The organism is Bradyrhizobium sp. HKCCYLS3013, from assembly GCF_051167615.1.
Classification (GTDB): domain Bacteria; phylum Pseudomonadota; class Alphaproteobacteria; order Rhizobiales; family Xanthobacteraceae; genus Bradyrhizobium.
In genome coordinates, this window is the sequence record NZ_JBNPTK010000011.1 from 164888 (window position 1) to 190634 (window position 25747).

24 protein-coding genes and 1 tRNA gene are annotated in these 25747 nt (G+C 64.3%); 19 read left to right on the forward strand and 6 right to left on the reverse strand.

What is annotated here, in order from left to right; genetic code table 11:
* Positions 1 to 22 precede the first annotated feature (22 nt).
* From ACQR1F_RS20630 to ACQR1F_RS20640, 3 genes are all read left to right on the forward strand, one after another.
* Complete coding sequence (locus ACQR1F_RS20630) at positions 23 to 658, forward strand: class I SAM-dependent methyltransferase (RefSeq protein WP_315803363.1); 636 nt, start codon at positions 23 to 25, stop codon at positions 656 to 658.
* 76 nt (positions 659 to 734) lie between these two features.
* Positions 735 to 1085 (forward strand): hypothetical protein, encoded by a 351-nt coding sequence (locus ACQR1F_RS20635; RefSeq protein ID WP_316237562.1) that lies wholly within the window; start codon positions 735 to 737, stop codon positions 1083 to 1085.
* Between the two features lie 239 nt (positions 1086 to 1324).
* Positions 1325 to 1401, forward strand: a tRNA-Met gene (locus ACQR1F_RS20640).
* Positions 1402 to 1478: 77 nt separating this feature from the next.
* Here the strand turns inward: ACQR1F_RS20640 and ACQR1F_RS20645 are convergent.
* Entirely contained in the window at positions 1479 to 2330 is an 852-nt protein-coding gene (locus tag ACQR1F_RS20645; protein ID WP_315803365.1) for a LysR family transcriptional regulator, read from the reverse strand.
* Positions 2331 to 2465: 135 nt separating this feature from the next.
* Here ACQR1F_RS20645 and ACQR1F_RS20650 point away from each other — a divergent pair, with 135 nt between their 5' ends.
* Both ACQR1F_RS20650 and ACQR1F_RS20655 read left to right on the forward strand, forming a co-directional pair.
* Positions 2466 to 3455, forward strand: a complete 990-nt coding sequence (locus ACQR1F_RS20650; RefSeq protein ID WP_434913736.1) for an alcohol dehydrogenase catalytic domain-containing protein — start codon at positions 2466 to 2468, stop codon at positions 3453 to 3455.
* 244 nt (positions 3456 to 3699) lie between these two features.
* Positions 3700 to 4029, forward strand: a complete 330-nt coding sequence (locus ACQR1F_RS20655; protein WP_316182395.1) for a hypothetical protein — start codon at positions 3700 to 3702, stop codon at positions 4027 to 4029.
* A gap of 142 nt (positions 4030 to 4171) precedes the next feature.
* On the opposite strand, the gene ACQR1F_RS20660 is transcribed toward ACQR1F_RS20655, so the two are convergent.
* The 3 genes from ACQR1F_RS20660 to ACQR1F_RS20670 form a co-directional block, all read right to left on the reverse strand.
* Positions 4172 to 4915: a response regulator transcription factor gene (locus ACQR1F_RS20660; protein WP_316182396.1), complete on the reverse strand. Its 744-nt coding sequence runs from the start codon at positions 4913 to 4915 to the stop codon at positions 4172 to 4174.
* Positions 4912 to 5733, reverse strand: coding sequence for an alpha/beta fold hydrolase (locus ACQR1F_RS20665; protein WP_315803369.1), 822 nt, complete (start codon positions 5731 to 5733; stop codon positions 4912 to 4914). Before ACQR1F_RS20665 ends, ACQR1F_RS20660 begins: the two co-directional genes overlap by 4 nt.
* A gap of 189 nt (positions 5734 to 5922) precedes the next feature.
* Positions 5923 to 6822, reverse strand: coding sequence for an AraC family transcriptional regulator (locus ACQR1F_RS20670; RefSeq protein WP_315803370.1), 900 nt, complete (start codon positions 6820 to 6822; stop codon positions 5923 to 5925).
* A 238-nt stretch (positions 6823 to 7060) separates the two neighbouring features.
* Here ACQR1F_RS20670 and ACQR1F_RS20675 point away from each other — a divergent pair, with 238 nt between their 5' ends.
* Complete coding sequence (locus ACQR1F_RS20675) at positions 7061 to 8026, forward strand: MBL fold metallo-hydrolase (protein ID WP_315803498.1); 966 nt, start codon at positions 7061 to 7063, stop codon at positions 8024 to 8026.
* A 20-nt stretch (positions 8027 to 8046) separates the two neighbouring features.
* Here ACQR1F_RS20675 and ACQR1F_RS20680 read toward each other — a convergent pair whose 3' ends face one another.
* Positions 8047 to 9036 carry a helix-turn-helix transcriptional regulator gene (locus ACQR1F_RS20680; RefSeq protein ID WP_434913737.1) on the reverse strand — a complete coding sequence of 330 codons (990 nt, stop codon included), beginning with the start codon at positions 9034 to 9036 and terminating at the stop codon, positions 8047 to 8049.
* Between the two features lie 85 nt (positions 9037 to 9121).
* On the opposite strand from ACQR1F_RS20680, the gene ACQR1F_RS20685 reads away from it, so the two are divergent.
* The 5 genes from ACQR1F_RS20685 to ACQR1F_RS20705 all read left to right on the forward strand — a co-directional run bounded on the left by ACQR1F_RS20685 (position 9122) and on the right by ACQR1F_RS20705 (position 13251).
* Positions 9122 to 10495 (forward strand): PLP-dependent aminotransferase family protein, encoded by a 1374-nt coding sequence (locus tag ACQR1F_RS20685; RefSeq protein WP_434840050.1) that lies wholly within the window; start codon positions 9122 to 9124, stop codon positions 10493 to 10495.
* Between the two features lie 93 nt (positions 10496 to 10588).
* On the forward strand, positions 10589 to 11866 hold the full coding sequence (soxC, locus tag ACQR1F_RS20690) for a sulfite dehydrogenase (protein WP_316182403.1): 1278 nt from the start codon (positions 10589 to 10591) through the stop codon (positions 11864 to 11866).
* Complete coding sequence (locus tag ACQR1F_RS20695; protein ID WP_434913738.1) at positions 11853 to 12392, forward strand: c-type cytochrome; 540 nt, start codon at positions 11853 to 11855, stop codon at positions 12390 to 12392. Before soxC ends, ACQR1F_RS20695 begins: the two co-directional genes overlap by 14 nt.
* A gap of 104 nt (positions 12393 to 12496) precedes the next feature.
* Positions 12497 to 12910, forward strand: a complete 414-nt coding sequence (locus tag ACQR1F_RS20700; RefSeq protein WP_315803375.1) for a DUF302 domain-containing protein — start codon at positions 12497 to 12499, stop codon at positions 12908 to 12910.
* 11 nt (positions 12911 to 12921) lie between these two features.
* Positions 12922 to 13251, forward strand: a complete 330-nt coding sequence (locus tag ACQR1F_RS20705) for a hypothetical protein (protein ID WP_315803376.1) — start codon at positions 12922 to 12924, stop codon at positions 13249 to 13251.
* A gap of 350 nt (positions 13252 to 13601) precedes the next feature.
* On the opposite strand, the gene ACQR1F_RS20710 is transcribed toward ACQR1F_RS20705, so the two are convergent.
* Complete coding sequence (locus ACQR1F_RS20710) at positions 13602 to 14300, reverse strand: helix-turn-helix domain-containing protein (protein ID WP_434913739.1); 699 nt, start codon at positions 14298 to 14300, stop codon at positions 13602 to 13604.
* A gap of 197 nt (positions 14301 to 14497) precedes the next feature.
* Here ACQR1F_RS20710 and ACQR1F_RS20715 point away from each other — a divergent pair, with 197 nt between their 5' ends.
* Genes ACQR1F_RS20715 through ACQR1F_RS20750 form a run of 8 tightly spaced genes read left to right on the forward strand, consistent with a single transcriptional unit; the run spans position 14498 to position 25733 of the window.
* On the forward strand, positions 14498 to 17239 hold the full coding sequence (locus tag ACQR1F_RS20715; RefSeq protein ID WP_434913740.1) for a nitrate/nitrite transporter: 2742 nt from the start codon (positions 14498 to 14500) through the stop codon (positions 17237 to 17239).
* Between the two features lie 11 nt (positions 17240 to 17250).
* Positions 17251 to 21003, forward strand: a complete 3753-nt coding sequence (locus ACQR1F_RS20720) for a nitrate reductase subunit alpha (RefSeq protein WP_434913741.1) — start codon at positions 17251 to 17253, stop codon at positions 21001 to 21003.
* Entirely contained in the window at positions 21000 to 22520 is a 1521-nt protein-coding gene (gene narH, locus ACQR1F_RS20725; RefSeq protein WP_316182412.1) for a nitrate reductase subunit beta, read from the forward strand. Before ACQR1F_RS20720 ends, narH begins: the two co-directional genes overlap by 4 nt.
* The gene (gene narJ, locus ACQR1F_RS20730; RefSeq protein WP_315803499.1) at positions 22517 to 23230 is read left to right on the forward strand and encodes a nitrate reductase molybdenum cofactor assembly chaperone; all 714 of its coding nucleotides are present in this window, start codon (positions 22517 to 22519) and stop codon (positions 23228 to 23230) included. The genes narH and narJ overlap by 4 nt, the downstream gene beginning before the upstream one ends.
* Positions 23231 to 23241: 11 nt before the next feature.
* Complete coding sequence (narI, locus tag ACQR1F_RS20735) at positions 23242 to 23964, forward strand: respiratory nitrate reductase subunit gamma (protein ID WP_434913742.1); 723 nt, start codon at positions 23242 to 23244, stop codon at positions 23962 to 23964.
* 3 nt (positions 23965 to 23967) lie between these two features.
* Entirely contained in the window at positions 23968 to 24777 is an 810-nt protein-coding gene (locus ACQR1F_RS20740; protein WP_434913743.1) for a peptidylprolyl isomerase, read from the forward strand.
* 11 nt (positions 24778 to 24788) lie between these two features.
* A complete protein-coding gene (locus ACQR1F_RS20745; RefSeq protein WP_315803383.1) occupies positions 24789 to 25082 on the forward strand; it encodes a hypothetical protein in 294 nt (97 codons plus the stop codon).
* Between the two features lie 45 nt (positions 25083 to 25127).
* A complete protein-coding gene (locus tag ACQR1F_RS20750; RefSeq protein ID WP_315803384.1) occupies positions 25128 to 25733 on the forward strand; it encodes a DUF2478 domain-containing protein in 606 nt (201 codons plus the stop codon).
* Positions 25734 to 25747 lie beyond the last annotated feature (14 nt).

The window sequence follows — 25747 nt, forward strand, 5'->3', positions numbered from 1 at the left end:
ATCCATCATTCAGGGCAGGGGCATGGGGGACATCGACCGCGCGGGGGTCGAAAAGGCCTATGAGCGCTGGGCGCCGATCTACGATCTGGTGTTCGGCAAGGTCTTCGATCAGGGCCGCCAATCGACCATCGCGGAAGCCGATCGCATCGGCGGCCGCATTCTCGACGTCGGCGTCGGCACCGGTCTGTCTTTGTCGGACTACGCCCGGACCACGAGGATCTGCGGCGTCGATATCTCCGAGCCGATGCTGCGGCGGGCGCAGGCCCGCGTGCGCGAGCTGAAGCTCTTCAATGTCGAGACGCTCGCGGTGATGGATGCCAAGCATCTCGCGTTCCCCGACAATTTCTTCGACGCGGTGGTCGCGCAATACGTCATCACTGCGGTGCCGGATCCCGAAGCGACGCTCGATGATTTCATCCGCGTGCTGAAGCCGGGCGGCGAGCTGATCCTGGTCAACCATATCGGCGCCGAGAGCGGCCCGCGCCGCATCTTCGAGCTCGCCTTCGCGCCGATCGCGCGCCGACTCGGCTGGCGGCCGGAGTTCCCCTGGGCCCGGCTGGTGAACTGGGCTGCAAAGCATGGCGGCGTCACCTTGGCCGAGCGCCGGCCGATGCCGCCGCTCGGACACTTCTCGCTCATTCGCTACCGCAAGGGCTGATCACCGGATACCCTGGCCGTGCGCTTTGCCAGGCCATCCGCGCGGAACGCGAACGCGCGGTTTGCGTTGCCCCGCCATGAGCATCAGGCAAACCTTGTTCCTCTCGTTCGCACTGGTCTCGGCCGCGGCTGCGGCCCGCGCCCAGGCGCCGCCGACGCCGGCCACGCCGCCGCAGGCAACGGCGCCGGCCCCCAACGCGAATGCCGCTTGTGCGCCGAATGCCCGCGCGACGGCGACGCCTGACGGCATCACCACCGGCCGCGCCGGCGAGCTGCTCGGCGACAAGCTGGCGAAGACCAACGGCGTGTTGTGTCCGCCGAGCGGGGTCGATCCGGAGATGCACGCGCCGACCCCGGAGGGCGGCACGACCCCGGTGATCCCGCCGCCCGGCAGCCCCGGCGGCAATCCGAACGTACAGCCGAAGTGAGCCTCTTGTGATCCGCATTGCCGAGCAGCTGCTGTTGGTCGCACACGTCGGCGTGTGACCCTCGACGAGCGGCGGATACATGCGCAAGGCCTTGGAGAGTCGTCCGGAAATCCCCTCGTGCGAAAACCGCTGCTGCCCGCGAGCTTTGCTTGACAGGGGCGGAGACGCCTCCTTATATGCCGCCCGTTCACAAGGTCCGGCGGCCCGCTTCAACCGGTCTTGCCTTGATCGAACACCGTGGCGGGGTAGCTCAGCTGGTTAGAGCACGGGAATCATAATCCTGGGGTCGGGGGTTCGAGTCCCTCCCCCGCTACCAACGGTCACCCCTCCACCCGAACGCTTCGTCCCCATTCTCCCGGTCCGCAAGGCTGGCGCGCCACGCCACGGCGCGGCCTACGATGCCAGCCGCGCGATCACCAGATCGAGCACAGCGCGCAGCCGCGCCAGCCGGCGCAGATCTCGATGATAGCCGAGATAGGTGTCCCGCCCCGGCGGCTGCTCGCCGACGTCGACCTGCTGGAGGCCGGGCGTAGCGTCTCCGAGCGGTCGGGGCAGGACGGCAAGGCCCGCTCCCTGCGCGCAGAGAATGGCCTGAACGTCCCGGTTGTTGCTCCGCATCGCGACCTCCGCCTTCGGGAGTTTCTTCGCCAGCCAGCGCGCGTCGGGCATGTCGGCGAAGGCCGTGTCCATGGTGACGACCCTGATCCCTTCGCCGTCGCCTCCGACGTTCCGGGGGCCGTGAACCGGGCCGTACACGGCATAGGGAATGTGCAAGAGCCGCCGCGAGATCACCTCCGGCTCGTCGAACGACCGAATGCGGAACACGAGGTCCGCCTCGCGGCGGGGAAGGCTGTAGAGCCGAGCATCGGTCAGCAGCTCGACACAAACGCGCGGGTGGAGACGGCCGAACTCGGCAAGGACAGGCGCCAGCATCAAGCGGCCAAACCAGTCCGACGATGAGATCCTGAGGAAGCCGTCGAGTTGCGCCTGCGTTCCGGCCAGGCGTCGCTCGAAGGCGAGCGCTTCCTCCTCCACGCGCTCGGCGTGGGCCAGCACGGCCGTACCTTCGTGTGTGAGCACGAAGCCCTCGGACGTCCGCTGGAACAGCGTCTGGTTCACGGCGGCCTCAAGGGCTGCGAGGCGGCGTCCCATGGTCGGTTGAGACAGGCCGAGCCGACGCGCTGCAGCACCGAGCGTGCCCTCGCGCGCAATGGCAAGGAAGATCCGCAGGTCGCTCCACTCCATGCCGGTCCTTTCAAAAACAGCGCGACGGGATCGCTGGACACCTATTCAGAACTGAATGAATTACGTACAAATTCGATGATGTCCATTCAGAACATGAGGGATCATGGTCTCCGCCATCACAGCAGGAGGTTCTCAATGACCCATTCGATGATGGCTGCCGTCCTCCACGAAACTGGCGCGCCGCTCCGCGTCACCCCGATCAGCCGCCCGACGCCGGGGCACCGTGAGGTCCTTGTGCGCATCGCCGCGGCGGGCACCAACCCGTTGGACGCCAAGATCCAAGCCGGCCAGGCCGCGCATGCCAAGCATCCCGCGCCCGCCATCCTCGGGCTGGACATGGCTGGGACGGTCGAGGTCGTCGGCCCCGGCGTCACCCGGTTTCGCCCTGGCGACGAGGTGTACGGCATGGTCGGCGGCGTCGGCGGTCATCCCGGAACGCTGGCCGAATATGTCAGCGCCGATGAGGATCTGCTTGCGGCCAAGCCGGCCAACCTCTCCATGCGCGAGGCCGCGGTTCTGCCCCTCGTGACGATCACGGCCTGGGAGGGTCTTGTCGATCGCGTCGGCATTCGACAAGGACAGACGCTCCTTGTGCTGGGCGGAGCCGGTGGCGTCGGTCATATCGTGGTCCAGCTGGGGCTCGCATTCGGTGCAACGGTCCATGCCACGGGAAGCGCGGAGAGCAGGCCCGTGATCGAACGCCTTGGCGCGACCTTCATCGACCGGCACGAGCCGATTGCCGAAGCGGTCGGCCGCGTGACGGGCGGGCGTGGCTTCGACGTCGTGTACGATACGGTTGGCGCTCTCGACGTCGCCTTCGCCGCGGTGGCGAGGTTTGGTCACGTGACCTCATCGCTGGGGTGGGGCACCCATCCGCTCGCGCCTCTCTCGTTCAAGGGCGGCACTTATTCCGGCGTTTTCACCCTCCTGCCGCTGATCGAGGGTGAAGGACGGCGGCACCACGGCGAGATTCTCGAGAAGGCCGCGCAGATGGTCGAGGCCGGCAAGCTCACGCCGCTGCTCGACCCGCGCCGGTTCGCACTCGAGGACGTCGGCGCGGCCTATGACGCCCTCAAGAAGGGGGGTGGCGCAGGCAAGATTGCGGTCGACATCGGGGCGGCGTGAGCTTGCTCGACCAATCACGGCTGCACAGGTTTCACTCGCAAATGGCAACGCCAAGGGATCGCGCGATGAGAGTCTGGTGCCGCGCCCGCTTCGACCACCTTGTCGACAAAGCCGGAGCAGGCCTCTTCGCCACCGTCGACCAGGTGACACCCGAGATGTTCGATAACCTGCTCGCCACGCATCTCAAGGGTTCGTTCTTCCTCGATCGAGGTCTCCGGTGGGGACCAGATCTGAGAGGCGAGACATGGTGACGGCCAGCGAGACACGTCACGCGCGGGGCTTGCCTCAGGCGGCGGAAGTCACCTCGTTCCGCATGAAGCCGGGGATTGCGGCGAAGCAGGCCGTCGAAGCCGGCCGTGACATCGATGCTTGGCTTCGTCAGCAGCCCGGCTTCGTCTCCCGGCTCATGATCTCCAACGCGGATGGCTCGATCACCGACATCGTCGTCTGGAGGTCTGAGCGGCACGGTCAGAATTCGTCGAGAAGGCTAATGGCCGAGACCGCGTTCTCGCCCTTCCACGCAATGGTCGATGGCAAGTCGGTCGACTGGAGATTCGCTGCCGTCCTGATCTGAACGCAGGCGAGGACATGCGCAGCACGCCTGCAGTTGCCCGCACATTCACGGGTGAACGTGTCGCTCGCACCGGATTGCGCAAGGCGGGCTTCGACCTATTCTCTATCGACACCACCCAGACGACAACTCCACGGCGCCCTCGCTAGCACCGCCCGAGCTCGAGGTCGCGGACCTTCTGAACCATGTCCGTCACGGATGTCGCCTCGAGCTTTCTGAAGGCATTGCTTCGATGCATCTTCACCGTGATGAGGGAGATCCCGAGTTCGGCCGCGATCTGCTTGTTGACCAGGCCGCGATCGAGAGCCGTCAGGACCTCCATCTCTCGCGGCGTCAATCGGGTGGCGCGATCCCTCAAGTGATCCTTCGCGCGCTCCTCCTTCTGCCGTCGCGCCTCGATGTCAATGGCTTCGTCGACCGCCGTGAGGAGGTTCCGCGGCTGGAATGGCTTCTCCACGAAGTTGATTGCGCCGGATCGCATGGCGCTGACAGCGGTCGACACATCCGCGTCGCGGGCGCTCATGATGATCGGGGTTCGGACGTTGCGTGCAAAGAGATGCTGCTGCAGCGCCAAGCCGCTCTTGCCCGGCAACCGGACGTCGATCAGGAGGCAGCCGACTTCGCGATCAACGCCCCTGGTGAGCAGCGAAGCTATCGAATCGTGCCACCTGGACTCGAGACCCGCTGACATCAAGATGGCATCGAGTACGTCTCGCGACGTCGTGTCGTCATCGACGACAGCGACGACATGAGGTGGTGGGATCTCCGGCCTGGCCAACCTGAGATGGTGCAACTCGCCGCGGCCACGCGTCCGCGCACCGTGCTGCAGGAGAGGGGAGTCCGCAGCCGAATGCGAGGATGTTCGACGGCGAGGAAGCTCTGCCGTCATTCTGCGATGAACGCGAGAATGTCTGCGTTGAGGACGTCGGCATGGATCGTCAGCATGCCGTGCGGAAAGCCCTTGTAGAGCTTCAAGGTGCCATGCTTGAGCTGTTTGGCCGACAGCAGCGCGGCGTCTTGATAAGGCACGATCTGATCGTCATCGCCGTGCATGACCAGCGTCGGTACATCGATGAGCTTGAGGTCCTCGTTGAAGTCCGTTTCCGAGAACACCCTGATGCATTCATAATGCGCGTGGGCTGCGCCCATCATGCCCTGACGCCACCAATTGTCGACGACACCCTCGATGAGGCGCGCGCCCGGCCGGTTGAAGCCGTAGAACGGAATCGGCACATCGCGATAGAACTGCGCCCGGTTGGCCGCGAGCTGGGCGCGGAGATCATCGAATACGGCGAGCGGCGTGCCGTCTGGATTCGCTGACGTCTTGAGCATGATCGGAGGGATCGCGCTGACCAGAACGGCCTTTGCAACGCGCCCCTGGCCGTGACGGGCGACGTAACGCGTGACCTCGCCGCCGCCGGTCGAGTGTCCGACGTGGACGGTATTGCGCAGATCGAGCGCGCGTGCGAGCTCCGCCACGTCGGCCGCATAGGTGTCCATGTCATGGCCGGTCGAGGACTGGCTCGACCGGCCGTGACCGCGCCGATCGTGCGCGATCACGCGATAGCCGCGATGCAGAAAGAATAGCATCTGGGTGTCCCAATCGTCGGCGCTGAGCGGCCAGCCGTGATGAAACAGGATCGGCTGTCCGTTGCCCCAATCCTTGTAGAAAATCTCGGTTCCGTCGGTCGTCGTGATGAAGGGCATGGATGCATCTCCAGTTGAGACCCGTCGAGGATTCCGATTGCAGCGCGGGCTACGGCGCGGCCTCGGACGTGAGCGTTCGTTCGACAACGACTTAAAAGAGACCCACCGGAGAAGTCTTCCGTGCGGACTTCCAATCTTGAAAGAATGCACGAGCACGCGCTGGGCAGCTGCAGCGGATGGAGCTACGGTTCAGCTTGTTCGATTGCGGGCGCCCAGCCGCCAAAGCGCCGGGGAGTTTCCGGTCATTCGCCGAAAGGCGGTGGTGAAATGGGCCTGGCTGCTGAAGCCGAGATCGAAGGCGATCGAGACGACTGGCTGTTCCGTCGCTCGAAGCCTCTCCTGGGCGCGGACGATCCGGCGGTGCAGGATATAGGCATGGGGCGGATGCCCGGTGGCGGCCTTGAACTGGGCGGCAAATCGAGATCGGGGAAGGCCAGCGATGTCACTGAGTTGCGACAGGGAGATCGTCCTACCAAGGTGCGCATCGATATAGTCGAGGGCGCGGCCGATACGGTCGGCCGCGGGCTTCGCCGCGTCGCCGGCGCTGATCGTGCGGCCATGATGTCGTTCGATCAAGCGCGAGCCGAACGCCAAGGCGAGCCCTTCCACGAAGGAGGGTCCCGCGATTCCGTCATAGAGGTCCGCGGCCCTGAATGCCAAGGCAAGCTGTCGGAGACCGTCGTCGACGATCCGGTCGGTCTCGAACAGACAGATGTCGCCCGATGGCAAACGCCCGAGCACGCTGTTCATGCACTCGCGCAGCAGATCCTGCGAGAGAAAAACCCTGAGATTGTCGAGCCGGCCCCTGGCCACCCCGCGCCAACGTCCCTGCCGCGGGCCGGTGATCAGCATGGCATTCGGCTCCTCGCCGCCGCTCCAGACGCTGCGTCCGGAGATCAGCAACTCTTGTCGCGCGCGCCGCTGCACCAGCGTCACGACGTGTGAATCATCCTCGCAATCGGAGCAGACTTCGATAGGACCGTTGTGCTCGCTTCGCCAGCGCGACAGGCCGACTTGAAGATGGCGGCCGTTTGCGAGCGTGGCGGGGGCAGGCTTGGCGCGCCATTGAGTTTCGTCGTGCACCAGCATGGAGAGACCTCGTCGAGAAATCGTTTAGTTAGACAGCGCCGACCGGATGCGAAAGAGGCCGTAGGCCGCAGCGCCATCGATTGACGTGCGAATTGGAAAGTCATTCGCACTTTCAGGAAGCAAGCATGGTCTCTCGTCCGCTAGATGTCGTGACCAGCCGTCGCAACGCTGCGCCGAGGCCAGATTGTGGTGGCTGCCGGGAGACGTTGCTGCCGAACGGGCAATGGGAGATCGCAAGATGACACTGGCTGAGAACCATTCCCGCCGAACGTTCTGCATCTGCTGTATCGCCGCAGCCGGTGCAGTTGCCGCGGGAGGCTGGCTCACGCCATCGCAGGCGTTTGCCGAAGCCCGCAACATCGTGGATACGATCCGCGACGCGGCGGCGCATGCGCCGATCAAGGTCCACGCGCTACGCGGCGATGTCAGCATTCTCGAAGGATCCGGCGGCAACATCGCGGTTCTCTCCGGACGCGACGGCAAGCTGCTTGTCGATGCAGGCATTACGGCGTCGCGTCCGAAGCTGCTGCAGAGTCTGAATACCATTGGCCGCGGCCCTGTGACGCGCCTGATCAACTCGCACTGGCATTTCGACCATACTGACGGGAATGCGTGGTTGAACGGCGAGGGAGCGGCGATCGTCGCCCACGCGAACACCCGCAAGCATCTGTTGTCAGCGCAGCGCGTCGAGGACTGGGACTACAACTTCCCGACATCGCCGCTCGCCGCAGTTCCGAGCGAGACCGTCAGCGCCGAGACGACGCTGAAGCACGGCGGCGCGACGGTTGTGCTCCGGCCCTACGGCGCTGCGCATACCGATTCCGATTTGTCGATCACGTTCACCGAGGCCGACGTCCTGCACTGTGGCGACACGTACTGGAACGGAATCTATCCTTTCATCGACTATTCGACCGGCGGCAGCATCGACGGCATGATCAAGGCCGCCGATGCCAATCTGGCCGCGGCGGGCGACAGGACGATCGTCGTTCCCGGACATGGCGCGCCCGTGAGCAACAGGAAAGAGCTCGCGGTTTATCGGGACATGCTCTCCGCCATCCGCGACAATGTCGCCAAGCTGAAGCAGCAGGGACGTTCGGTGGAGGAGGCCATCGCGGCCAAGCCGACCACGGCCTTCGACAGCCGCTTCGGCCAATTCCTGATCACGCCGGCGTTCTTTACCCGACTGGTCTACCAGGGCGTCTGACGTCCGCGGCCGAGACGAAATCATGGCACAGCGCGGCGCCAGCGTCCGGGCGCTTCTCCGACCAGGCGCCGGAACACATTGATGAAATGCGTTTCGCTCTTGAATCCGACGGAGATGGCAACATCCCGGATCGATCGCTCGGGATCGAGCAGCAGCCGCTTCGACGCATGAACCCGGCACTGGAGGACATACATGTGGGGCGACATGCCGGTGGAGGCCTTGAACTGAGCTGCGAAATGCATGCGGCTGAGACCCGCGGCGGCGCTCAGATCCGCCAGCGCGATCGGCTGTTGAAGATGAGCATCAATGAAGGCCTTTGCCCGATTCAGCCGCCACGGTGTCAGCGGCGACAGCTTTCGCTTCGGCGAATGCTCCTGCTTCAGGTGGTAGCGCCCGATCAGGTGGGCCGCGAAGCTGATGCTCAGGCTGTCGAGGAACAGCCGGCTCGGGGCGGCGTCATCGGCGAAGGCGCGCATCAGCGACGTCATCAGGTGACGCAGCACCTTGTCGTCCGCTTCCTGCGGGCCGAACAACTCCATCGAAGGGTCGGCGAGCCTGCCGCTGATGTCCTCGTAACATTCCGTCACGGTGGCCGGAGAGACGAACGCCCGCAGGATCGCGTAGTCCTCGCGATAGATTGCCCGCGCATTGGGAAGCGCGGGCCCTGTCAGGACGATGGTGCCTGGAACGACGTCGCCATCGATCACGGACCGTCCGGCAATGGAGAGCGACAGGTTCGTGCACCGCACGGCGTAAGACACCGTGTAGGGCAGGTCGGCCAGATCGGCTTGCACCTCGAGTGCGGCTCTGTCGATCCTTCCGCTCCACATCGAGACCGAGAGTCGTGCTCCGCCGTCCGCGGTCAGCGATGGTGAGTGCGGTGGCTCGCGCCAGCGTCGTTCGGCAGGGATGTGCGCCAGGCTTGGCAGCGAGGTGACCAGGGCCGGCACATGTCGGCCCGTGTGCGATAGTCGCGTCGCCGTGTTGGCTTCTCTGGCCTCGTTGTCCATTGCGCGCCTCCGTCCTTGACCGAGGGGGATGATCCATACAATCTGTCAGAAGAAGCATGCAATCAAAGGAATTGCGGAGAATTGCATGGATTGGCTCCCTACACTTTCCGAATGGCAAGGGCCGCTGTTCGTCCGCATCGTCGATGCGCTCGCCGCGGATATCGCGAGCGGACGGCTGCTGCGTGGGCAGCGGCTGCCGACGCACCGCAGCCTCGCGGCGGAGCTGAGGATCGATCTGACGACGGTCACACGCGCCTATAGCGAGGCGCGTCGTCGAGGCTTGATCGAGGGGCGCGTCGGGCAGGGGACGTTCGTGTCCGAGACCACGGCGCGTGCGTCTCCGGACCAGCCGGCCACGGTCACCATCGACCTCTCGATGAACCTGCCGCCACAGCCGGTCGAGGCGCAGCTCGAACGGCGGATCGAGCAGGGGCTTTCGACCATTCGCACGGAGGCCGGCTTGAGCGCGTTTCTGAGCTACGCGCCGCCGGGCGGCAGCGTGGACCAGCGCGAAGCTGCCGCCCTCTGGCTGCAACCGCGGCTGTCTCATGCCTCGCCCGAGCGGATCGTGATCTATCCGGGATCGCAAGCGATCATCTTCAATGCTCTGCTGGCGCTGACGCAGCCGGGCGATGTCGTCGTGACGGAGGCGCTCACCTTTCCCGGAATCAAGGCAGCCGCTGCGCAGCTCGGTGTGCGTCTCATCGGGGCTGCCATGGATCTGGAGGGGGTCCGGCCCGACGCGCTGGATGACGCCGTGCGCAAGCACCGGCCGAAGGCGGTCTATCTGGTTCCGACACAGCAGAATCCGACTACCGCGACGATGAGCGCCGGACGGCGGCAGGCAATCGCCGACATCATCCGCAAGCGCAACACCGTGCTGATCGAGGATGATGCCTATGGCCCGCTGGAGCCGCGCGTCGCGCCGATCGCGACCTTGATCCCCGAGCGAACCTATTACGCGGCCAGCATCGCCAAATGCATCGCGCCGGCCCTGCGTGTCGCCTATCTGCTGGCGCCCGACGACAAGGCCGAGCAGATGATGCGCGTCAACCTGCAGGCAACGATGCAGATGCCGGCGTCGCCGATGGTTGCGCTGGTCACGCACTGGCTGAAGTCCGGTGTCGCCGACGAGATCATCCGCGCCATCCGCAACGAGGCCGCCGCCCGTCAGCAGCTCGCGTCGCGTCTGCTGAAGGGAGTGACCTATGCCGCGCGTCCCGCCAGTCATCATCTTTGGATGCCGCTGTCGCCGCAGCTCGACGGCACCGACCTGCTGTCGCATCTGATGCGGAACGGCCTGGCCGTCGTCGGTGAGGTCGCGTTCGCGGTCGGCCAGCCGGCACCGCGCGGTCTGCGTCTCTCTCTCGGAGCGGCACGCAACCGGGCCGAGCTCGGCCAGGCATTGCAGGTGCTGTCGCGCGCAGTCACCGCGCGCCCCGTCAGACAGATCGTATAGCGCGATCCCCGGGCGTTCACATCCCCCGGTATAATGGAGGCGCCACCGAATTGCAGATAAGCCTCTGCGACCTCCGTCATCCTGAGGGCACGCATGAGCATCGAAAAGCCGTCTCACACCTGGCTCCGGTCCGATGAGGGAGGCGGCATCTCGCGTCGACGCTTCGTCAAGGCGTCGGCGGTCGCCGTCAGCGTCTCGATAGCCGGCGAAGCGCTCGCCGACGATCTGGCCGACGTGCCGGCGCGGGAGCCGGGTGATGCGTTGTCCGCCTTCAGCGCGCGCTCGCCCTATGTTCACATCGGACGGATTCCGGAGGCGACGCCCGGCAAGCGGAATGTCGATCCCGCCGATGCGATCAACTCTAAGACGCCACTCGACAGGCTCGTCGGCACGATCACCCCGTCGGATCTGCACTATGAGCGCAGCCATTCCGGTGTTCCGAACATCGATCCGGCCAGGCACAGGCTGCTCATCCACGGCATGACACGCGAGCAGCTTGTGCTGACGCCCGATGACATCGCGCGAATGCCCTCGATCTCGCGCGTCGTTTTCATCGAGTGCACCGGCAATGGCTGGGAGAACTGGAAGAAGGCCGACCCCAATCTGACGGTGCAGAATACCCATGGTCTCGTCAGCAGCAACGAATGGACCGGTGTCCCGCTTCGGCATCTGATCGAGCTGGTCGGCAAGGATCATCGCTCCGCCTGGATGCTGGCCGAGGGCGGCGACGCGGCGGGCGTTGCACGAAGCATCCCGCTCACGGATGAGATCATGGACGAGGCGTTCGTCGCCTATGGCCAGAACGGCGAGCCGCTGCGGCCGGCCCATGGCTTCCCGTTGCGTCTCATCATGCCCGGATTCGAAGGCAATCTGAACATCAAATGGCTGCGCCGCCTGAAGTTCGGCGACGCGCCCTGGATGACGCGCTGGGAGACCGCGCGCTACACCCAGCTGCTGGCCAACGGCAAGGCGATGCAGTTCCAGCTCAGGATGGAGACCAATTCCGTCATCACCTCGCCCTCGGGGACGATGACGATCCGCCCCGGCTACAACCGCATCACCGGCCTGGCCTGGAGCGGCCATGGTCGGATCGCAAAGGTCGAGGTGAGCACCGACGCGGCCCGAACCTGGCAGCAGGCCCGGTTGAACCATCCCGTGCTGCCGAAGGCGCAGGCGCGCTTCCAGCTCGACTGGCAGTGGGACGGCAAGCCCACCAGGATCGTCAGCCGCTCGACCGACGAGAAGGGCAATGTGCAGCCCGATCGCAAATCGTTCATCGCGAAGACCGGGACCAACGCGCTGTTCCACTACAGCGCCCAGCAGACATGGAGTATCAGCGGCGATGGGAAGGTCAGCAATGTTCTCGCCTGAGCGCCTTTTCGCTACCGCGCTGGCCGCGGCGCTTCTCGTCTGTCCGGCACATGCGGCCGAATTCGGACGCCCGGCAACGGCGCAGGAGATCAGGCTATGGGACATCGACGTCCGTCCCGACGGCAAGGGCTTGCCAGAGGGCAGCGGCACGGCCGCGCTTGGCAGGGAGCTGTTTGCCGAGAACTGTGCCGCCTGCCATGGCGAAGGCGGGCAGGGCGGCATCAAGGATCGTCTGGTGGGCGGTCAGGGGACGCTCGCCTCTGGCAATCCGGTGAAGACCGTCGGCAGTTTCTGGCCTTATGCCACGACCTTGTTCGACTACATCCATCGCGCCATGCCGTACCAGGCTCCGGGCTCGCTCAGCGTCGACGACTACTACGCATTGTCGGCCTACATCCTCAGCCTGAACGGCATCCTGCCGCCGGACGGCCGTCTCGATCAGGCCTCGCTTCCGAAGGTTAGAATGCCGAACCGCGACGGCTTCGTTCCCGTGCCGGAGTTCAGCAGGGTGCGGGCGCCAAAATGAGCGGATCAGGCTGCCGGCAATCCGCCGGCCGGGGCCTCGTGATCGGGTGGACGCTCGCTCTGCTCGGCCTTCTGACATTGTCGACAACGATCGGAGCACAAGCCATGGACCCGAACGGGCTGATCACGATTCAAAGCCATAATGATCCGAGCACCACGATGCGGAAGCTGCAGGACGCGGTCACATCGAGGGGACTGACGATCTTTGCTCATGTCGACCATCGGGCCGGCGCCGTCGAGGCGGGCATGACGCTGCGCCCGACCGACCTGCTGATCTTCGGCAGCCCCAAAGGGGGAACGCCGCTGATGCAGGCCGCACAGACCAGCGGCATCGATCTGCCCCTGAAGGTCCTCGTGTGGCAGGACGCCGAGGGCCGCACCTGGTTGTCCTACAATGACCCGGCCTGGCTGCTGGGGCGTCACGGCCGACCGGCGGCGGCCGAGCCGGCCGTGCGGGCCATGACCGGCGCGCTCGAGGCGATTGCCGGAGCCGCGGCGTCCGAAGCGTCGCCGCAATAGGGGCGCATGCCATGCCGCGCATATCCTGGCGTTCGCTGTGGGGAGAGATGGCGTCGGATGCCCGCACCATGGGGGCCGGCGCCTATCTGCTCGTCGCAGCATTGCTGTCGATGCTGGTTGCGGTGATCGTCGTCGCGGTTCTCGGCTGGTCGTCCGCAGAAGGCACCGACGTGCCGTCGTCAGGCTATGCCGCGATGGCCATCGGCGTGCTGTTCTCGCTCGTATGCGGCATCGGGCTGATGGTGCTGGTGTTCTATAGCAGCCGTGCCGGCTATGATGAGCCGCCGACGATCGTGTCGCGGGACGCCGACGATCAGCCAGGTCCGCCGGGCCTGGTCTAGGCGGATGTTGCGGCGTGGCAAGATAGAGGCGGGGCTGATTAACCTCACACTGGACAACGTCCAAGCCCTGGCAGTAGCGCCCGGCGTTGAGCCCGCCGATATGCTGAAGTGGCCTCGTCAAATCTAAAAGCAGTCACGTTTAGAGGAGGGCTGGTGAACCCCTGGCATTGGCAATGCCGATCGCGCAAAACCAGATCACCGACGCAGCGGCCGATCGGTTTCGGGCCGTCTCAGCGACTGCCACGCGGAGTGGGTGTGGCGGCGGAGAAGAACCATATCGACGGCTCCGATTCCGGACTCTGCTGATTGACCGTTCCCAACAGAGGGGCAGGACCGATCGCAAGAGGAGCCTACGAGCCGGGATCGTCGATCAGCGGCTTTGGCCGGGCAAACAGCTCCAACTTCTCCTTGCGGTCGATGACGATCTCTCGTCCGCGGATGCGAACCCCATGGCTCGTAAGTTGGGCAAGACTGCGTGACAGGTTTTCGCGCGTCGTGCCGATGTGGGAGGCCAGCGTGCCGCGGTCGAATGGAATGACGATATTCGCCTGCGCCGGTTCGCGCTGGGCTTCGGCAAGGATCCAGTTGGCGAGGCGCTCGATGCTCGACCGGGCCAGGGTGCCCTTCAGCTTCTTGACAGAAGCGCGATAGGCATACGCCAACTCCTGAGCGACAATCCGTGCGAATGCGATGTCTTCGTCGAAGAGTGCCCTTACATCGCGGGCCGGGATCAGCAGCACCCGCGACTCCGTCAGCGTGCGGGCTGAATTGAGATACGCCTGATCGACCACGACTGCAGCAAGTATGAAGGTCGTCACGGGACGAAGCAGCGAGATGCCCCACTCGGCCTCGTCCTGCTCGGTGTAGATTTCCACCAACCCGCCAATCAGCACATGCAGGAAGTCGGCCTGATCTCCCTCGCGAGCCAACCGCACTCCGGCCGGAAATTGCTGCAGCAGAGCCGCGCCGAGCAGCCGATTCAGATTCTCGTCGCTGAGGTCCGCGAACAGCGGCAGCGTCTTCAACTGGGCGAGTTCGTCGGGGCGCAAGCGAAGCTCCAGCGGTCACTCACCTGCTATCGCCCCGAACTGTGACAAAAGTCAATTGCATACGTGCGGTCTGATAATCCGATCTGGAGCATTTGGCAGATTGTGGCCGACCGGGCCGTCCGGTTGATGCATCGCAAAACCTTTCCCGGGTGCCCCGAATAACTGCTGTGGCGTCGAATTCATACGTCGAGGCCACCATGGACGCCGTAGATTCTAGCCCTGAGCACCGAACGCGAGCACTCTGGCTCTCAACAATCTCGTTCACGATCTGCTTCGCGGTGTGGACGATCTTCTCGATCATCGGCATCCGGATCAAGCAAGAGCTCGATCTGAACGAAACCGAGTTCGGCCTCCTGATCGGCACCCCGATCCTGAGCGGCTCGCTGATCCGGCTGATGCTCGGCATCTGGACCGATCAGTATGGCGGACGCCGCGTCTATACCGTCGTGATGCTCGCTGCCGCGGTCGCGACCTATCTTCTGACCTGGGCGCATACCTATCCGCAATTTCTCGTCGCCGCGCTCTTCGTAGGAATCGCCGGTGGCTCGTTCGCGGTCGGTGTCGCCTACGTGTCGCGGTTCTATCCGACGGCCAAGCAGGGCACTGCGCTCGGAATCTTCGGCGCCGGCAATGTGGGCGCCGCCGTCACGAAGTTCGTGGCGCCGTTCGTGCTGGTCGCCTATGGCTGGCAGACCGTGGCCCAGGTCTGGGCGCTCGCGATCGGCGTCATGGGAATCGTCTTCTGGCTGTTCTCCGAGGAGGACCCGGTGGTCCGCTCGCGAAGACAGCGCAACCAGAACGCCGGCAGCGCCTGGCTCGAGCTCGCGCCGCTCAAGAACATCCAGGTCTGGCGCTTCGCGCTGTACTACTTCTTCGTCTTCGGCGCCTTCGTCGCGTTGTCGCTGTGGCTGCCGCAATACCTGATCAAGGTCTACGGCGTCGGAATCCAGTCGGCCGGCATGATGGCCGCCATGTTCTCGTTTCCGGCCAGCGTGTTTCGCGCCTATGGCGGACACTTGTCCGATCGGTTCGGCGCCCGTCGCGTGATGTACTGGACATTTCTGGTCGCCGTCGTCGCGACCTTCCTGTTGTCCTACCCGCCGACGGACTACGTTGTGACGACCGTCAACGGAAAGGTCGGCTTCCATCTGGAGATGGGGCTCGTCCCGTTCGTCGTCATCGTCTTCGTGCTCGGCTTCTTCATGGCGCTCGGCAAGGCCGCCGTCTACAAGCACATCCCCGTCTACTATCCGAACAATGTCGGAGCCGTCGGCGGCCTGGTCGGCATGATCGGCGGGCTCGGGGGATTTGTGCTTCCGATTGCGTTCGGCGCGCTGGTGGATCTCACCGGTCTGCGAACCAGCTGCTTCATGCTGCTGTTCCTGCTGGTCGCGGTCGCGCTGGTCTGGATGCATCTCTCGATCCGGCAGATGGAGCGCGGCGTCGCCGGCGAAGCGCTGAAGAGGCTGCCGGAGCTGCCGGAAATGGAGGAAATTCACCGGCCCGAGCACATCGGAGCTCTGTCCGGCGCGATCCTCACCGATTGGCGGCCCGAGGACGACACGTTCTGGAGAGAGAAGGGCCGAGCCATCGCGCGACGCAACCTCTGGATCTCCATTCCGGCACTGCTGTTGTCCTTCGCGGTGTGGCAGGTCTGGTCTGTCGTGGTTGCGAAGCTGCCTTCGGTCGGCTTCAAGTTCACGACCGATGAACTGTTCTGGCTGGCGTCGCTGCCTGGGATCTCCGGTGCAGTTCTGCGCATCTTCTATTCCTTCATGGTGCCGATCTTCGGCGGCCGGCTGTGGACCACGCTGGCCACGTGGTCGCTGCTGATACCCGCGATCGGAATCGGCTATGCGGTGCAGAATCCGGCGACGCCCTATCCGGTGTTCCTGATACTGGCTCTGTTGTGCGGCTTCGGCGGCGGCAATTTCGCCTCGTCGATGGCCAACATCTCCTTCTTCTTTCCTCGCGCCGAGAAGGGCAACGCGCTCGCGCTCAATGCCGGCCTCGGCAATCTCGGCGTCAGCGTCGTCCAGTTCGTGGTGCCGATCGTGATCACGGTCGGAGTCTTCGGCTGGTTCGGCGGAGATCCGGCGATGACGAGTGGGTCGCAGCCGACGCCGATCTGGCTGCAGAATGCCGGCTTCGTCTGGGTACCGTTCATCGTCGCCAGCGCTTTCGCCGCCTGGTTCGGGATGAACGACATCGCCTCCGCGAAAGCGTCCTTCGCCGATCAGGCCGTCATCTTCCAGCGGCGGCACAACTGGATCATGTGCTGGCTCTACACCGGCACGTTCGGCTCGTTCATCGGCTATTCTGCGGGCTTCCCGCTGCTGGCAAAGACCCAGTTCCCGGCCGTCGACGCGTTGCAGTTCGCGTTCCTCGGGCCGCTGGTGGGTGCCTTGTCGCGGTCCGCGACGGGCTGGATGGCCGACAAATGGGGCGGCGGGCGGGTTACCGTCGGGGTGTTCCTGCTGATGATGGCCGGTGTGCTCGGGGTGCTCTACTTCCTCGGCATCAAGGATCAGCCCGGTGCATTCTGGGGCTTCTTCGCGATGTTCCTGCTGCTGTTCTTCGCGACCGGTGTCGGCAATGCATCGACCTTCCAGATGATCCCCAACATCATGCGCCAGGAAATGGCCCGGCTCATGCCGACCGCAGACGCGGAGACGCGGCTGCGCCAGGCCGAGAAGGAATCCGCCGCCATCACCGGCTTCACCTCCGCGATTGCCGCTTTCGGCGCATTCTTCATTCCCAAATCCTACGGCACCTCGATTGACCTCACTGGCGGCGTGCAGGCCGCCCTCTGGGGCTTCTTCGGCTTCTACGTCACCTGCGTGCTGATCACCTGGGCCGTCTACACCCGCAAGGGCGGCGTCCTGCACGACGTCGAACGGCGCCGAGCGATCGCGACCGCTGCCCAACCCGCTGAATGAGGACGTAAACGATGAGCCATTTTCTCGATAGGCTGACCTTTTTCACCCGGGCCAAGGAGGAGTTCGCAGACGGACACGGCGTGACGACGACCGAGGACCGTTCCTGGGAGGAGGGCTATCGCAAGCGCTGGCAGCACGACAAGATCGTGCGCTCGACGCATGGCGTGAACTGCACCGGCTCCTGCTCGTGGAAGGTCTACGTCAAGGGCGGCATCGTCACCTGGGAGACCCAGCAGACCGACTACCCCCGGACGCGCCCTGATCTTCCCAATCATGAGCCGCGCGGCTGCGCCCGCGGCGCGAGCTACAGCTGGTACCTCTATTCCGGAAACCGGGTGAAATATCCGCTGGTGCGCTCGCGGCTGCTCAGGCTGTGGCGCGAGGCGCGGGCGCGGATGACGCCGGTCGCGGCCTGGAAGTCGATCGTCGAGAATCCGGACAAGCGCTCGGACTACGTGCAGAAGCGCGGACTGGGCGGCTTCGTGCGGGCGAGCTGGGCCGAGGTCAACGAGCTGATCGCGGCGGCCAATGCCTATACGGTCAGGGCCTATGGTCCGGACCGTGTGTTCGGGTTTTCGCCGATCCCGGCGATGTCCATGGTGAGCTACGCGGCCGGCGCGCGCTATCTGTCGCTGCTCGGCGGCGTCTGCATGTCGTTCTACGACTGGTATTGCGACCTCCCGCCGGCCTCGCCGCAGACCTGGGGCGAGCAGACCGACGTGCCTGAAAGCGCGGACTGGTACAATTCGGGATTCCTGATGCTCTGGGGCTCCAACGTGCCACAGACGCGTACGCCGGATGCGCATTTCTATACGGAGGTTCGCTACAAGGGGGCCAAGAGCGTCGTTGTCTGCCCGGACTATTCCGAGGCTGCGAAATTCGCCGATCTCTGGCTGTCGCCGAAGCAGGGCACCGACGCGGCGCTGGCGATGGCGATGGGTCACGTGATCCTCAAGGAGTTTCACATCGACCGGCAGACGCCATACTTCAACGACTATGCGCGCCAGTATACGGATATGCCATTTCTGGTGCGGCTGGTGAAATCCGAGGGACGGCTCGTTCCTGAGCGGTTCGTGCGCGCCTCGGATTTCGCCACATCTCTCGACGAGGCCAACAATCCCGAATGGAAGACCGTTGCCTATGATGAGATCAGCGGGGCCATTGTCGTGCCCAAGGGATCGGTCGGCTTCCGCTGGGGCGAAAAGGGCAAGTGGAGCCTGGAGGAGAAGAGCTCGGCGAACAACGATACCCGGCTGCGGCTGTCTCTGGCCGGCATCGAGGACGAGATCGCGCCGGTGGGATTCCCCTATTTCGGCAACCGTCAGCACGATCACTTCAGCGGCACCAATCATCCGGACGTGCTGACCCGCAACGTGCCGGTGAAGCGACTTCGTCTTGCCGATGGTGAGGCGGTCGTGGCCACGGTCTTCGACTTGTTCGCCGCCAATTATGGTGTCGATCGCGGCTTCGGCGGCGACCATCTCGGCAAGAGCTACGATGATCTGGAGCCGTACACCCCGGCATGGGCCGAGGCGATCTGCGGGGTGCCGCGCGGCCAGATCATCGCGGTGGCCCGCGAGTTTGCCTCGAATGCGTCGAAGACCCGGGGGCGTTCGATGGTCATCGTCGGCGCCGGTCTGAACCACTGGTACCACATGGACATGAACTATCGCGGCATCATCAACATGCTGGTGATGTGCGGCTGTGTCGGCCAGTCCGGCGGTGGCTGGTCGCATTATGTGGGCCAGGAAAAGCTGCGGCCGCAGTCGGGCTGGACGCCGCTCGCCTTTGCGCTCGATTGGGGGCGCCCGCCGCGGCAGATGAATTCGACTTCGGCGTTCTACGCCCACACCGACCAATGGCGCTACGAGACGGTCAATGTCAGCGAGATTCTCTCACCGACCGCACCGGCCGGCTCCTGGGATGGCGCGCTGATCGACTACAATGTCCGCGCGGAGCGCATGGGATGGCTGCCGTCGGCGCCGCAACTGCAGGCCAATCCGATCGAGGTATCGAAGCGCGCCGCCGCCGCCGGCCTGGAGCCGAAGGACTACGTTGCGACGGCCTTGAAGTCGGGCGAGCTGAAGCTCTCCTGCGAGGACCCCGATGAGCCGAAGAACTGGCCCCGCAACCTGTTCGTCTGGCGTTCGAACCTGCTCGGCGCCTCAGGCAAGGGCCACGAATACTTCCTCAAGCATCTGCTCGGCACCAAGCATGGCGTGCTCGGCAAGGACCTCGGCGACCAGGGCCATAACAGGCCGGTCGAGGTCACCTGGCACGAGGAGGCCCCGGAAGGAAAGCTCGATCTGCTGGTCACGCTCGACTTCCGGATGTCGACCACGTGCATGTATTCGGACGTCGTGCTGCCGACCGCCACCTGGTACGAGAAGAACGACCTCAACACGTCGGACATGCATCCCTTCATCCATCCGCTTTCGGCGGCGATCGATCCGGTGTGGGAGTCGCGGAGCGATTGGGACATCTACAAGGGGATCGCCGAGGCCTTCTCCAGGGTCGCGCCCGAAGTGCTGGGAGTCGAGAAGGACGTCGTGCTGACCCCGATCATGCACGACAGTCCAGGCGAAATCGCGCAGGCGTTCGACGTCAAGGACTGGAAGCAGGGCGAGATCGACCCGATCCCCGGCAAGACCATGCCGGCGGTCACGGTGGTCGAACGTGACTATCCGAATCTCTACAAGCGCTTCACCTCGCTTGGACCGCTGATGAACAAGCTCGGCAATGGCGGCAAGGGGATGGCCTGGAACACCGACCATGAGGTCGAGCTCCTGAAGCGCCTCAACGGCGTCGTCGCCGAGGACGGGCCGACCCGGGGGCTGGCTCGCATCGACAGTGCGGTCGACGCTTGCGAGGTGATCCTCAGCCTGGCGCCGGAAACCAATGGCGAGGTCGCGGTCAAGGCGTGGTCGTCGCTGGAGCATTTCACCGGCCGCGACCATGCTCATCTCGCCATTCCGAAGGAGGATGAGAAGATCCGGTTCCGCGACGTCGTTGCGCAGCCGCGCAAGATCATCTCGTCGCCGATCTGGTCGGGGCTCGAGTCGGAGAAGGTCTGCTACAACGCCGGCTACACCAATGTCCACGAGCTGATTCCCTGGCGGACGCTGACCGGCAGGCAGCAGCTCTATCAGGATCACCTGTGGATGAGGGCCTTCGGCGAGGGCTTCTGCGTCTACCGGCCGCCGATCGATACCAAGACCGTCAAGCCGGTGATCGATCGCAAGCCGAACGGCAATGCGTCCGTCGTCCTGAACTTCATCACGCCGCATCAGAAGTGGGGCATCCACTCCACCTATACCGACAACCTCCTGATGCTGACCTTGTCGCGCGGCGGTCCCATCGTGTGGATCAGCGAGATCGACGCAAAGGCTGCCGGCATCGCCGACAATGACTGGATCGAAGCCTACAACACCAATGGTGCGCTGGTTGCGCGCGCAGTGGTCTCGCAGCGGGTCAAGCAGGGCATGTGCATGATGTATCATGCGCAGGAGAAGATCGTGAACGTGCCGGGCTCCGAGCAGACCGGGCAGCGCGGCGGCATCCACAATTCGGTCACGCGTGTCGTTCCGAAGCCGACGCACATGATCGGGGGCTACGCTCAGCAGGCCTATGGCTTCAACTACTACGGCACGGTCGGCGCCAACCGCGACGAATTCGTCATCGTCCGGAAGATGTCGAAGATTGATTGGCTGGACCAGCCGACTGCTGACCGGTCGGCCACGACCCCCTCGGAGGCTGCAGAATGAAGATCCGTGCTCAAATCGCCATGGTGCTCAATCTCGACAAGTGCATCGGCTGCCACACCTGCAGCGTGACCTGCAAGAACGTCTGGACGAGCCGCGAGGGGATGGAATACGCGTGGTTCAACAACGTCGAGACCAAACCGGGCGTCGGCTATCCCAAGGATTGGGAGAACCAGTCTCGCTGGAAGGGCGGCTGGTCGCGCAATCGCGACGGGTCGATCCAGCCGCGGATCGGCGGCAAGTGGCGGGTTCTGGCGAACATCTTCGCCAACCCTGATCTTCCTGAGATCGATGACTACTACGAGCCGTTCACCTTCGACTATCAGCACCTGCAGAGTGCGCCCGAGGCATCGGCGATGCCGACCGCGCGGCCGCGCTCGCTGGTGTCCGGAGAGCGGATGGAAAAGATCGAGTGGGGACCCAACTGGGAAGAGATCCTGGGCGGCGAATTCGCCAAGCGCTCTCGGGACATCAATTTCGACGGCGTGCAGAAGGAGATCTACGGCCAGTTCGAGAACACCTTCATGATGTATCTGCCGCGGCTGTGCGAGCACTGCCTCAATCCGGCATGCGTCGCATCCTGCCCGTCCGGCGCGATCTACAAGCGCGAGGAGGACGGCATCGTCCTGATCGATCAGGACAAGTGCCGCGGCTGGAGAATGTGCGTCTCCGGCTGTCCCTACAAGAAGATCTATTATAACTGGTCCTCGGGAAAATCGGAGAAGTGCATCTTCTGCTATCCTCGGATCGAGGCGGGGCAGCCGACCGTGTGCTCCGAGACCTGTGTCGGGCGCATTCGCTATCTCGGTGTCGTGCTGTATGACGCGGACCGCATCGCCGAGGCCGCGTCCAAGCCCGACGAGGGCGATCTCTACCAGGCCCAGCTCGACGTCTTTCTCGATCCGAACGATCCCAACGTGCTTGCAGAGGCCGAGCGCCAGGGCATTCCGCATGCCTGGCTGGAGGCAGCGATCCGGTCGCCGATCTGGAAGATGGCGATGGAATGGAAGGTCGCCTTCCCCTTGCACCCGGAATACCGGACCTTGCCGATGGTCTGGTACGTGCCGCCGCTGTCGCCGATCACGTCGGCGGCTTCGTCGGGCAAGATCGGGCACGATGGCGAGATGCCCGACGTCAAGTCCTTGCGCATTCCCATGCGGTACCTCGCCAATCTGCTGACCGCGGGCGACGAGAAGCCGGTGACGCTGGCGCTCGAGCGAATGCTGGCCATGCGCGCCTATATGCGGGCCAAGACCATCGATGGCGTGGTCGACGAGGCGATCGCAAGGCGCGTCGGCCTGAGCGGCGCGCAGATCGACGACATGTACCACATCATGGCGATCGCCAACTACGAGGACCGCTTCGTGATCCCGACCGCGCACCGCGAGCTCGGTGCCGACGCGTTTGATATCCGCGGCTCCTGCGGCTTCTCGTTCGGCAACGGCTGCTCCGGGGGCGAGAGCGAAGTCAACCTGTTCGGGTCGCCGCGCAAGACCAAGAATCCGATGGAGGTCGCCTGATGAAGACGTTCAAGGTGCTGTCGGCGTTGCTGAACTATCCGAGCGGGGAATTGATCGCGGCCATCCCGGAGCTCGCGCGAGTGCTCGACCAGGAAGGCCTCGTCCAGCCTGGCATTCGCCGGGAGCTCGACGTGCTGCTGCAGGAGATCGCCTCGGGCGACGTCTACGACCTGCAGGAGCGCTACGGCCTGCTGTTCGACCACAGCAAGACCCTGGCGCTGCATCTGTTCGAGCACGTCCATGGCGAAGGCCGCGACCGCGGCCAGGCCATGGTCGACCTGCGCGCTATGTATGACAATGCCGACCTCGTCATCGCCGGCAACGAGCTGCCGGATTATCTGCCGCTGTTCCTCGAATTCCTCGCCACCCGGGAGCTTGCGGACGCGCGCGAGCTGCTCGGCCAGACCAGCCACATCATCGCCGCGCTCGCGGAACGATTGGGGCGCCGGCAGTCGAGCTATCGGGCGGTGTTCGACGCGCTGCTCCAGATCGCCGCGGACCAGCCCCGCGCGGAGATCGTCGATGAGCTGCTGAAGGCGGCGGACGTGGATCCGATGGACCTGCACGCGCTCGACGCGGCCTGGGAGGACGAAGAGGTCAGGTTCGGCCCGGGAGGCGGCGACCGGGCAGCCTGTGGGCACGACAATCTGATCGCAAAACTGCGCCACGCCAAACGTGCGGTCAACGCGCCGCCGTCACAGTTGCAATGAGGGGATTGGTCATGCAAACGCTCAATGCCATCGTCTTCGGCTGGTATCCCTATCTCTGCCTGACCGTCTTTCTGATCGGCAGTCTGATTCGATTCGACCGCGAGCAGTACACGTGGCGCTCGGGCTCGAGTCAGCTGCTTCGGCGGCGCCAACTGATCTGGGGCTCGAACCTTTTCCATGTCGGGATCCTTTTCATTTTTGCGGGGCATTTCGTCGGGCTGCTGACGCCGATCTGGGTGTTTGACATGCTCGGCGTGTCGCACGGCTTCAAGCAGATGCTCGCGATCGTCGCCGGTGGCGGCGCCGGGCTGATGTGCCTGGTCGGCATTTCGCTCCTCGCGCATCGCAGGCTCTTCGATCCCAGGATCCGCGCGACGTCGTCTTTTGCTGACACGGGTATCCTTCTGGTGCTGTTCGTCCAGCTGCTGCTTGGCTTGGCGACCATCCCCGTGTCGCTCGGTCATCTCGATGGTCAGGAGATGGTCAAGTTCATGGCCTGGGCGCAGGGCATTCTCACGTTGCAGCCTGGAATCGCCGCCAACATTGTCGACGTCCATCCGATCTTCAAGGCGCATCTGGTCCTGGGAATGACCATCTTCCTGCTCTTCCCCTTCACCCGCCTGGTCCACATCTGGAGTGCGCCGGTGTGGTATCTCGGCCGCCGCGGCTATCAGGTAGTGCGCAGCCGCGACGGACGCCGTCATCTTGTGCAACCGATTCAGCCTGCGGAGTAACCGATGGACTGTTCATTGGGCGCGGCGCTTCCAAAGCCGAAGATGGTCAGTGTGAACGGGGTCGTGATCGAACGCGACGTCATTGCCCGGGAAGTTCAGAACCATCCGTCGGACAAGCCGATCCTCGCCTGGCAAGCGGCGGCGCGCGCGCTTGCGGTGCGCGAATTGCTGAGACAGGAGGTCAGGAGGCTCGGCGTAACGGCCTCCCCTCTGCGTGATGCCGAAGGTCGCAGCGAAACCGAGGAAGAAGCGGCGATGCGGGCGCTGATCGCGCGCGAGGTTCTGATACACGAGCCGGACGAATCGACGTGCCGTCGCTTCTACGATCAGAACAGGCAACGGTTCCTTGTCGGCGAGCTCTACGAAGCGTCGCACATCCTGCTGATCGCGCCGAGCAGCGATTCGCTGGCTCGATCGGCTGCGCGAGACGAGGGGCGGACGATCATGGAGGCCGTGCGGAGAAGCCCGGAGGTGTTCGAGACCATCGCGCGCGATCGCTCCGACTGCAGGGTCTCGGCGGAGAATGGTGGCAGGCTCGGGCAGCTGTCGCGTGGGCAGACGACCGCCGAGTTCGACGCCGCGCTGGCCCGGATGTCGGTTGGAGAGGTCGGTCTGATTGAGACACGCTTTGGTATCCATGTCGTGCGCCTTGACCGGCGGGCCCCCGGACAAGTCCTGCCGTTCGACATGGCGAGGGCGCGCATTTCGCAATATCTCACCGAGCGTGTCCGGCACCAGGCGCTCGCGAAATATGTCGCCGATCTGGCAGGCCGCGCGGCGATCGTTGGCGTGACTTTGCCGGCGCCGCAGTAGAGGGGGCGATCATGCTGCTCGGGGATCTCATTCACGATCTCAGCGACGACGCGAAGTCGAGTGCGGTGTTGCAGGGGTGTGGCGACCTTACGCTCCTGGTGCGCGTCAGCTCTGTCGCGGATCGCCTCGGCGAGGATGTCGGTGAGTATGCGTCGGCTGCTGTCCGGCGCTTTGCAAATCTCGCCGAGAACGAGGATTGGCTCGGGTTGATGAGCGCCATCGACAGAGCCGCCGATCCCGCGATCGTCTGTCTGACGTCCATGATCAAATGGTCGCTGCAGAGGGATGAAATCGATCACTCCTAGGCCGGGTCCGCCACAGGCTATCTGTGCTGGAGGAGTGGGTTGGACATGTCGAAGCATCAAGCTGATGTTGGGATTCGCATGCACGATGAGATGGTAGAGAAGGTCGGTGTTGAGGCCGCGCCGCTCGTGGCGCTCGTCTACGACGACGGGAAATATCCCTACGAGACGTTCGATCACCTCGTGGATCACTCGCGTCGAGTGCGATTGAAGGTCGCCGGCGCACTGCAGCGAAGGCTGTTCCTCGACGAAAATCGCCGGTGCGACGTCCTGCTCGAGGAGATCGACACGGCCAATCAAACCCCGATCTTCGAGGATCGTGGATCGGGAGCGAGAGGTTGCCGGCTGGATGAATCGGCGCTGGCAGAGGTGACGGTTCGAGTCCTCGCCAGCCTGGATGCGCGTCCAAACATCCTGGTGTTGAACAAATTTGGCAAGGCAGAGTGCGGGGGACGCGGAACGCTTGATCTGATTGCCCGCGCGCTGGACCTCGCGATACCGACGATTGTCGGCGTGCCGCGCAGCAATATCGATGCCTGGAGAGATTTCTCCGGAGATATGGGGATTGAGCTCGAAGCCCGCGGAGACGTGGAGCGGTGGCTGGAAAGTGTTCGGCAGGATCGAACTATAGACTCAGCCAGCCAGCTGCGCTGATCGCGATTGCGAGC

Coding starts and splice junctions, on each gene's coding strand:
- ACQR1F_RS20630 (WP_315803363.1), top strand. CDS start 23: ATGGGGGACATCGACCGCGCGGGGGTCGAAAAGGCCTATGAGCGCTGG.
- ACQR1F_RS20660 (WP_316182396.1), bottom strand. CDS start 4,915: ATGACGGCAGAGCTTCCTCGCCGTCGAACATCCTCGCATTCGGCTGCG.
- ACQR1F_RS20670 (WP_315803370.1), bottom strand. CDS start 6,822: ATGCTGGTGCACGACGAAACTCAATGGCGCGCCAAGCCTGCCCCCGCC.
- ACQR1F_RS20705 (WP_315803376.1), top strand. CDS start 12,922: ATGCCGCGCATATCCTGGCGTTCGCTGTGGGGAGAGATGGCGTCGGAT.
- ACQR1F_RS20685 (WP_434840050.1), top strand. CDS start 9,122: ATGGATTGGCTCCCTACACTTTCCGAATGGCAAGGGCCGCTGTTCGTC.
- ACQR1F_RS20635 (WP_316237562.1), top strand. CDS start 735: ATGAGCATCAGGCAAACCTTGTTCCTCTCGTTCGCACTGGTCTCGGCC.
- ACQR1F_RS20650 (WP_434913736.1), top strand. CDS start 2,466: ATGACCCATTCGATGATGGCTGCCGTCCTCCACGAAACTGGCGCGCCG.
- ACQR1F_RS20695 (WP_434913738.1), top strand. CDS start 11,853: ATGTTCTCGCCTGAGCGCCTTTTCGCTACCGCGCTGGCCGCGGCGCTT.
- narI (WP_434913742.1), top strand. CDS start 23,242: ATGCAAACGCTCAATGCCATCGTCTTCGGCTGGTATCCCTATCTCTGC.
- ACQR1F_RS20715 (WP_434913740.1), top strand. CDS start 14,498: ATGGACGCCGTAGATTCTAGCCCTGAGCACCGAACGCGAGCACTCTGG.
- narH (WP_316182412.1), top strand. CDS start 21,000: ATGAAGATCCGTGCTCAAATCGCCATGGTGCTCAATCTCGACAAGTGC.
- ACQR1F_RS20700 (WP_315803375.1), top strand. CDS start 12,497: ATGGACCCGAACGGGCTGATCACGATTCAAAGCCATAATGATCCGAGC.
- ACQR1F_RS20740 (WP_434913743.1), top strand. CDS start 23,968: ATGGACTGTTCATTGGGCGCGGCGCTTCCAAAGCCGAAGATGGTCAGT.
- ACQR1F_RS20675 (WP_315803498.1), top strand. CDS start 7,061: ATGACACTGGCTGAGAACCATTCCCGCCGAACGTTCTGCATCTGCTGT.
- ACQR1F_RS20645 (WP_315803365.1), bottom strand. CDS start 2,330: ATGGAGTGGAGCGACCTGCGGATCTTCCTTGCCATTGCGCGCGAGGGC.
- ACQR1F_RS20680 (WP_434913737.1), bottom strand. CDS start 9,036: ATGGACAACGAGGCCAGAGAAGCCAACACGGCGACGCGACTATCGCAC.
- ACQR1F_RS20745 (WP_315803383.1), top strand. CDS start 24,789: ATGCTGCTCGGGGATCTCATTCACGATCTCAGCGACGACGCGAAGTCG.
- ACQR1F_RS20720 (WP_434913741.1), top strand. CDS start 17,251: ATGAGCCATTTTCTCGATAGGCTGACCTTTTTCACCCGGGCCAAGGAG.
- soxC (WP_316182403.1), top strand. CDS start 10,589: ATGAGCATCGAAAAGCCGTCTCACACCTGGCTCCGGTCCGATGAGGGA.
- ACQR1F_RS20655 (WP_316182395.1), top strand. CDS start 3,700: ATGGTGACGGCCAGCGAGACACGTCACGCGCGGGGCTTGCCTCAGGCG.
- ACQR1F_RS20665 (WP_315803369.1), bottom strand. CDS start 5,733: ATGCCCTTCATCACGACGACCGACGGAACCGAGATTTTCTACAAGGAT.
- ACQR1F_RS20750 (WP_315803384.1), top strand. CDS start 25,128: ATGTCGAAGCATCAAGCTGATGTTGGGATTCGCATGCACGATGAGATG.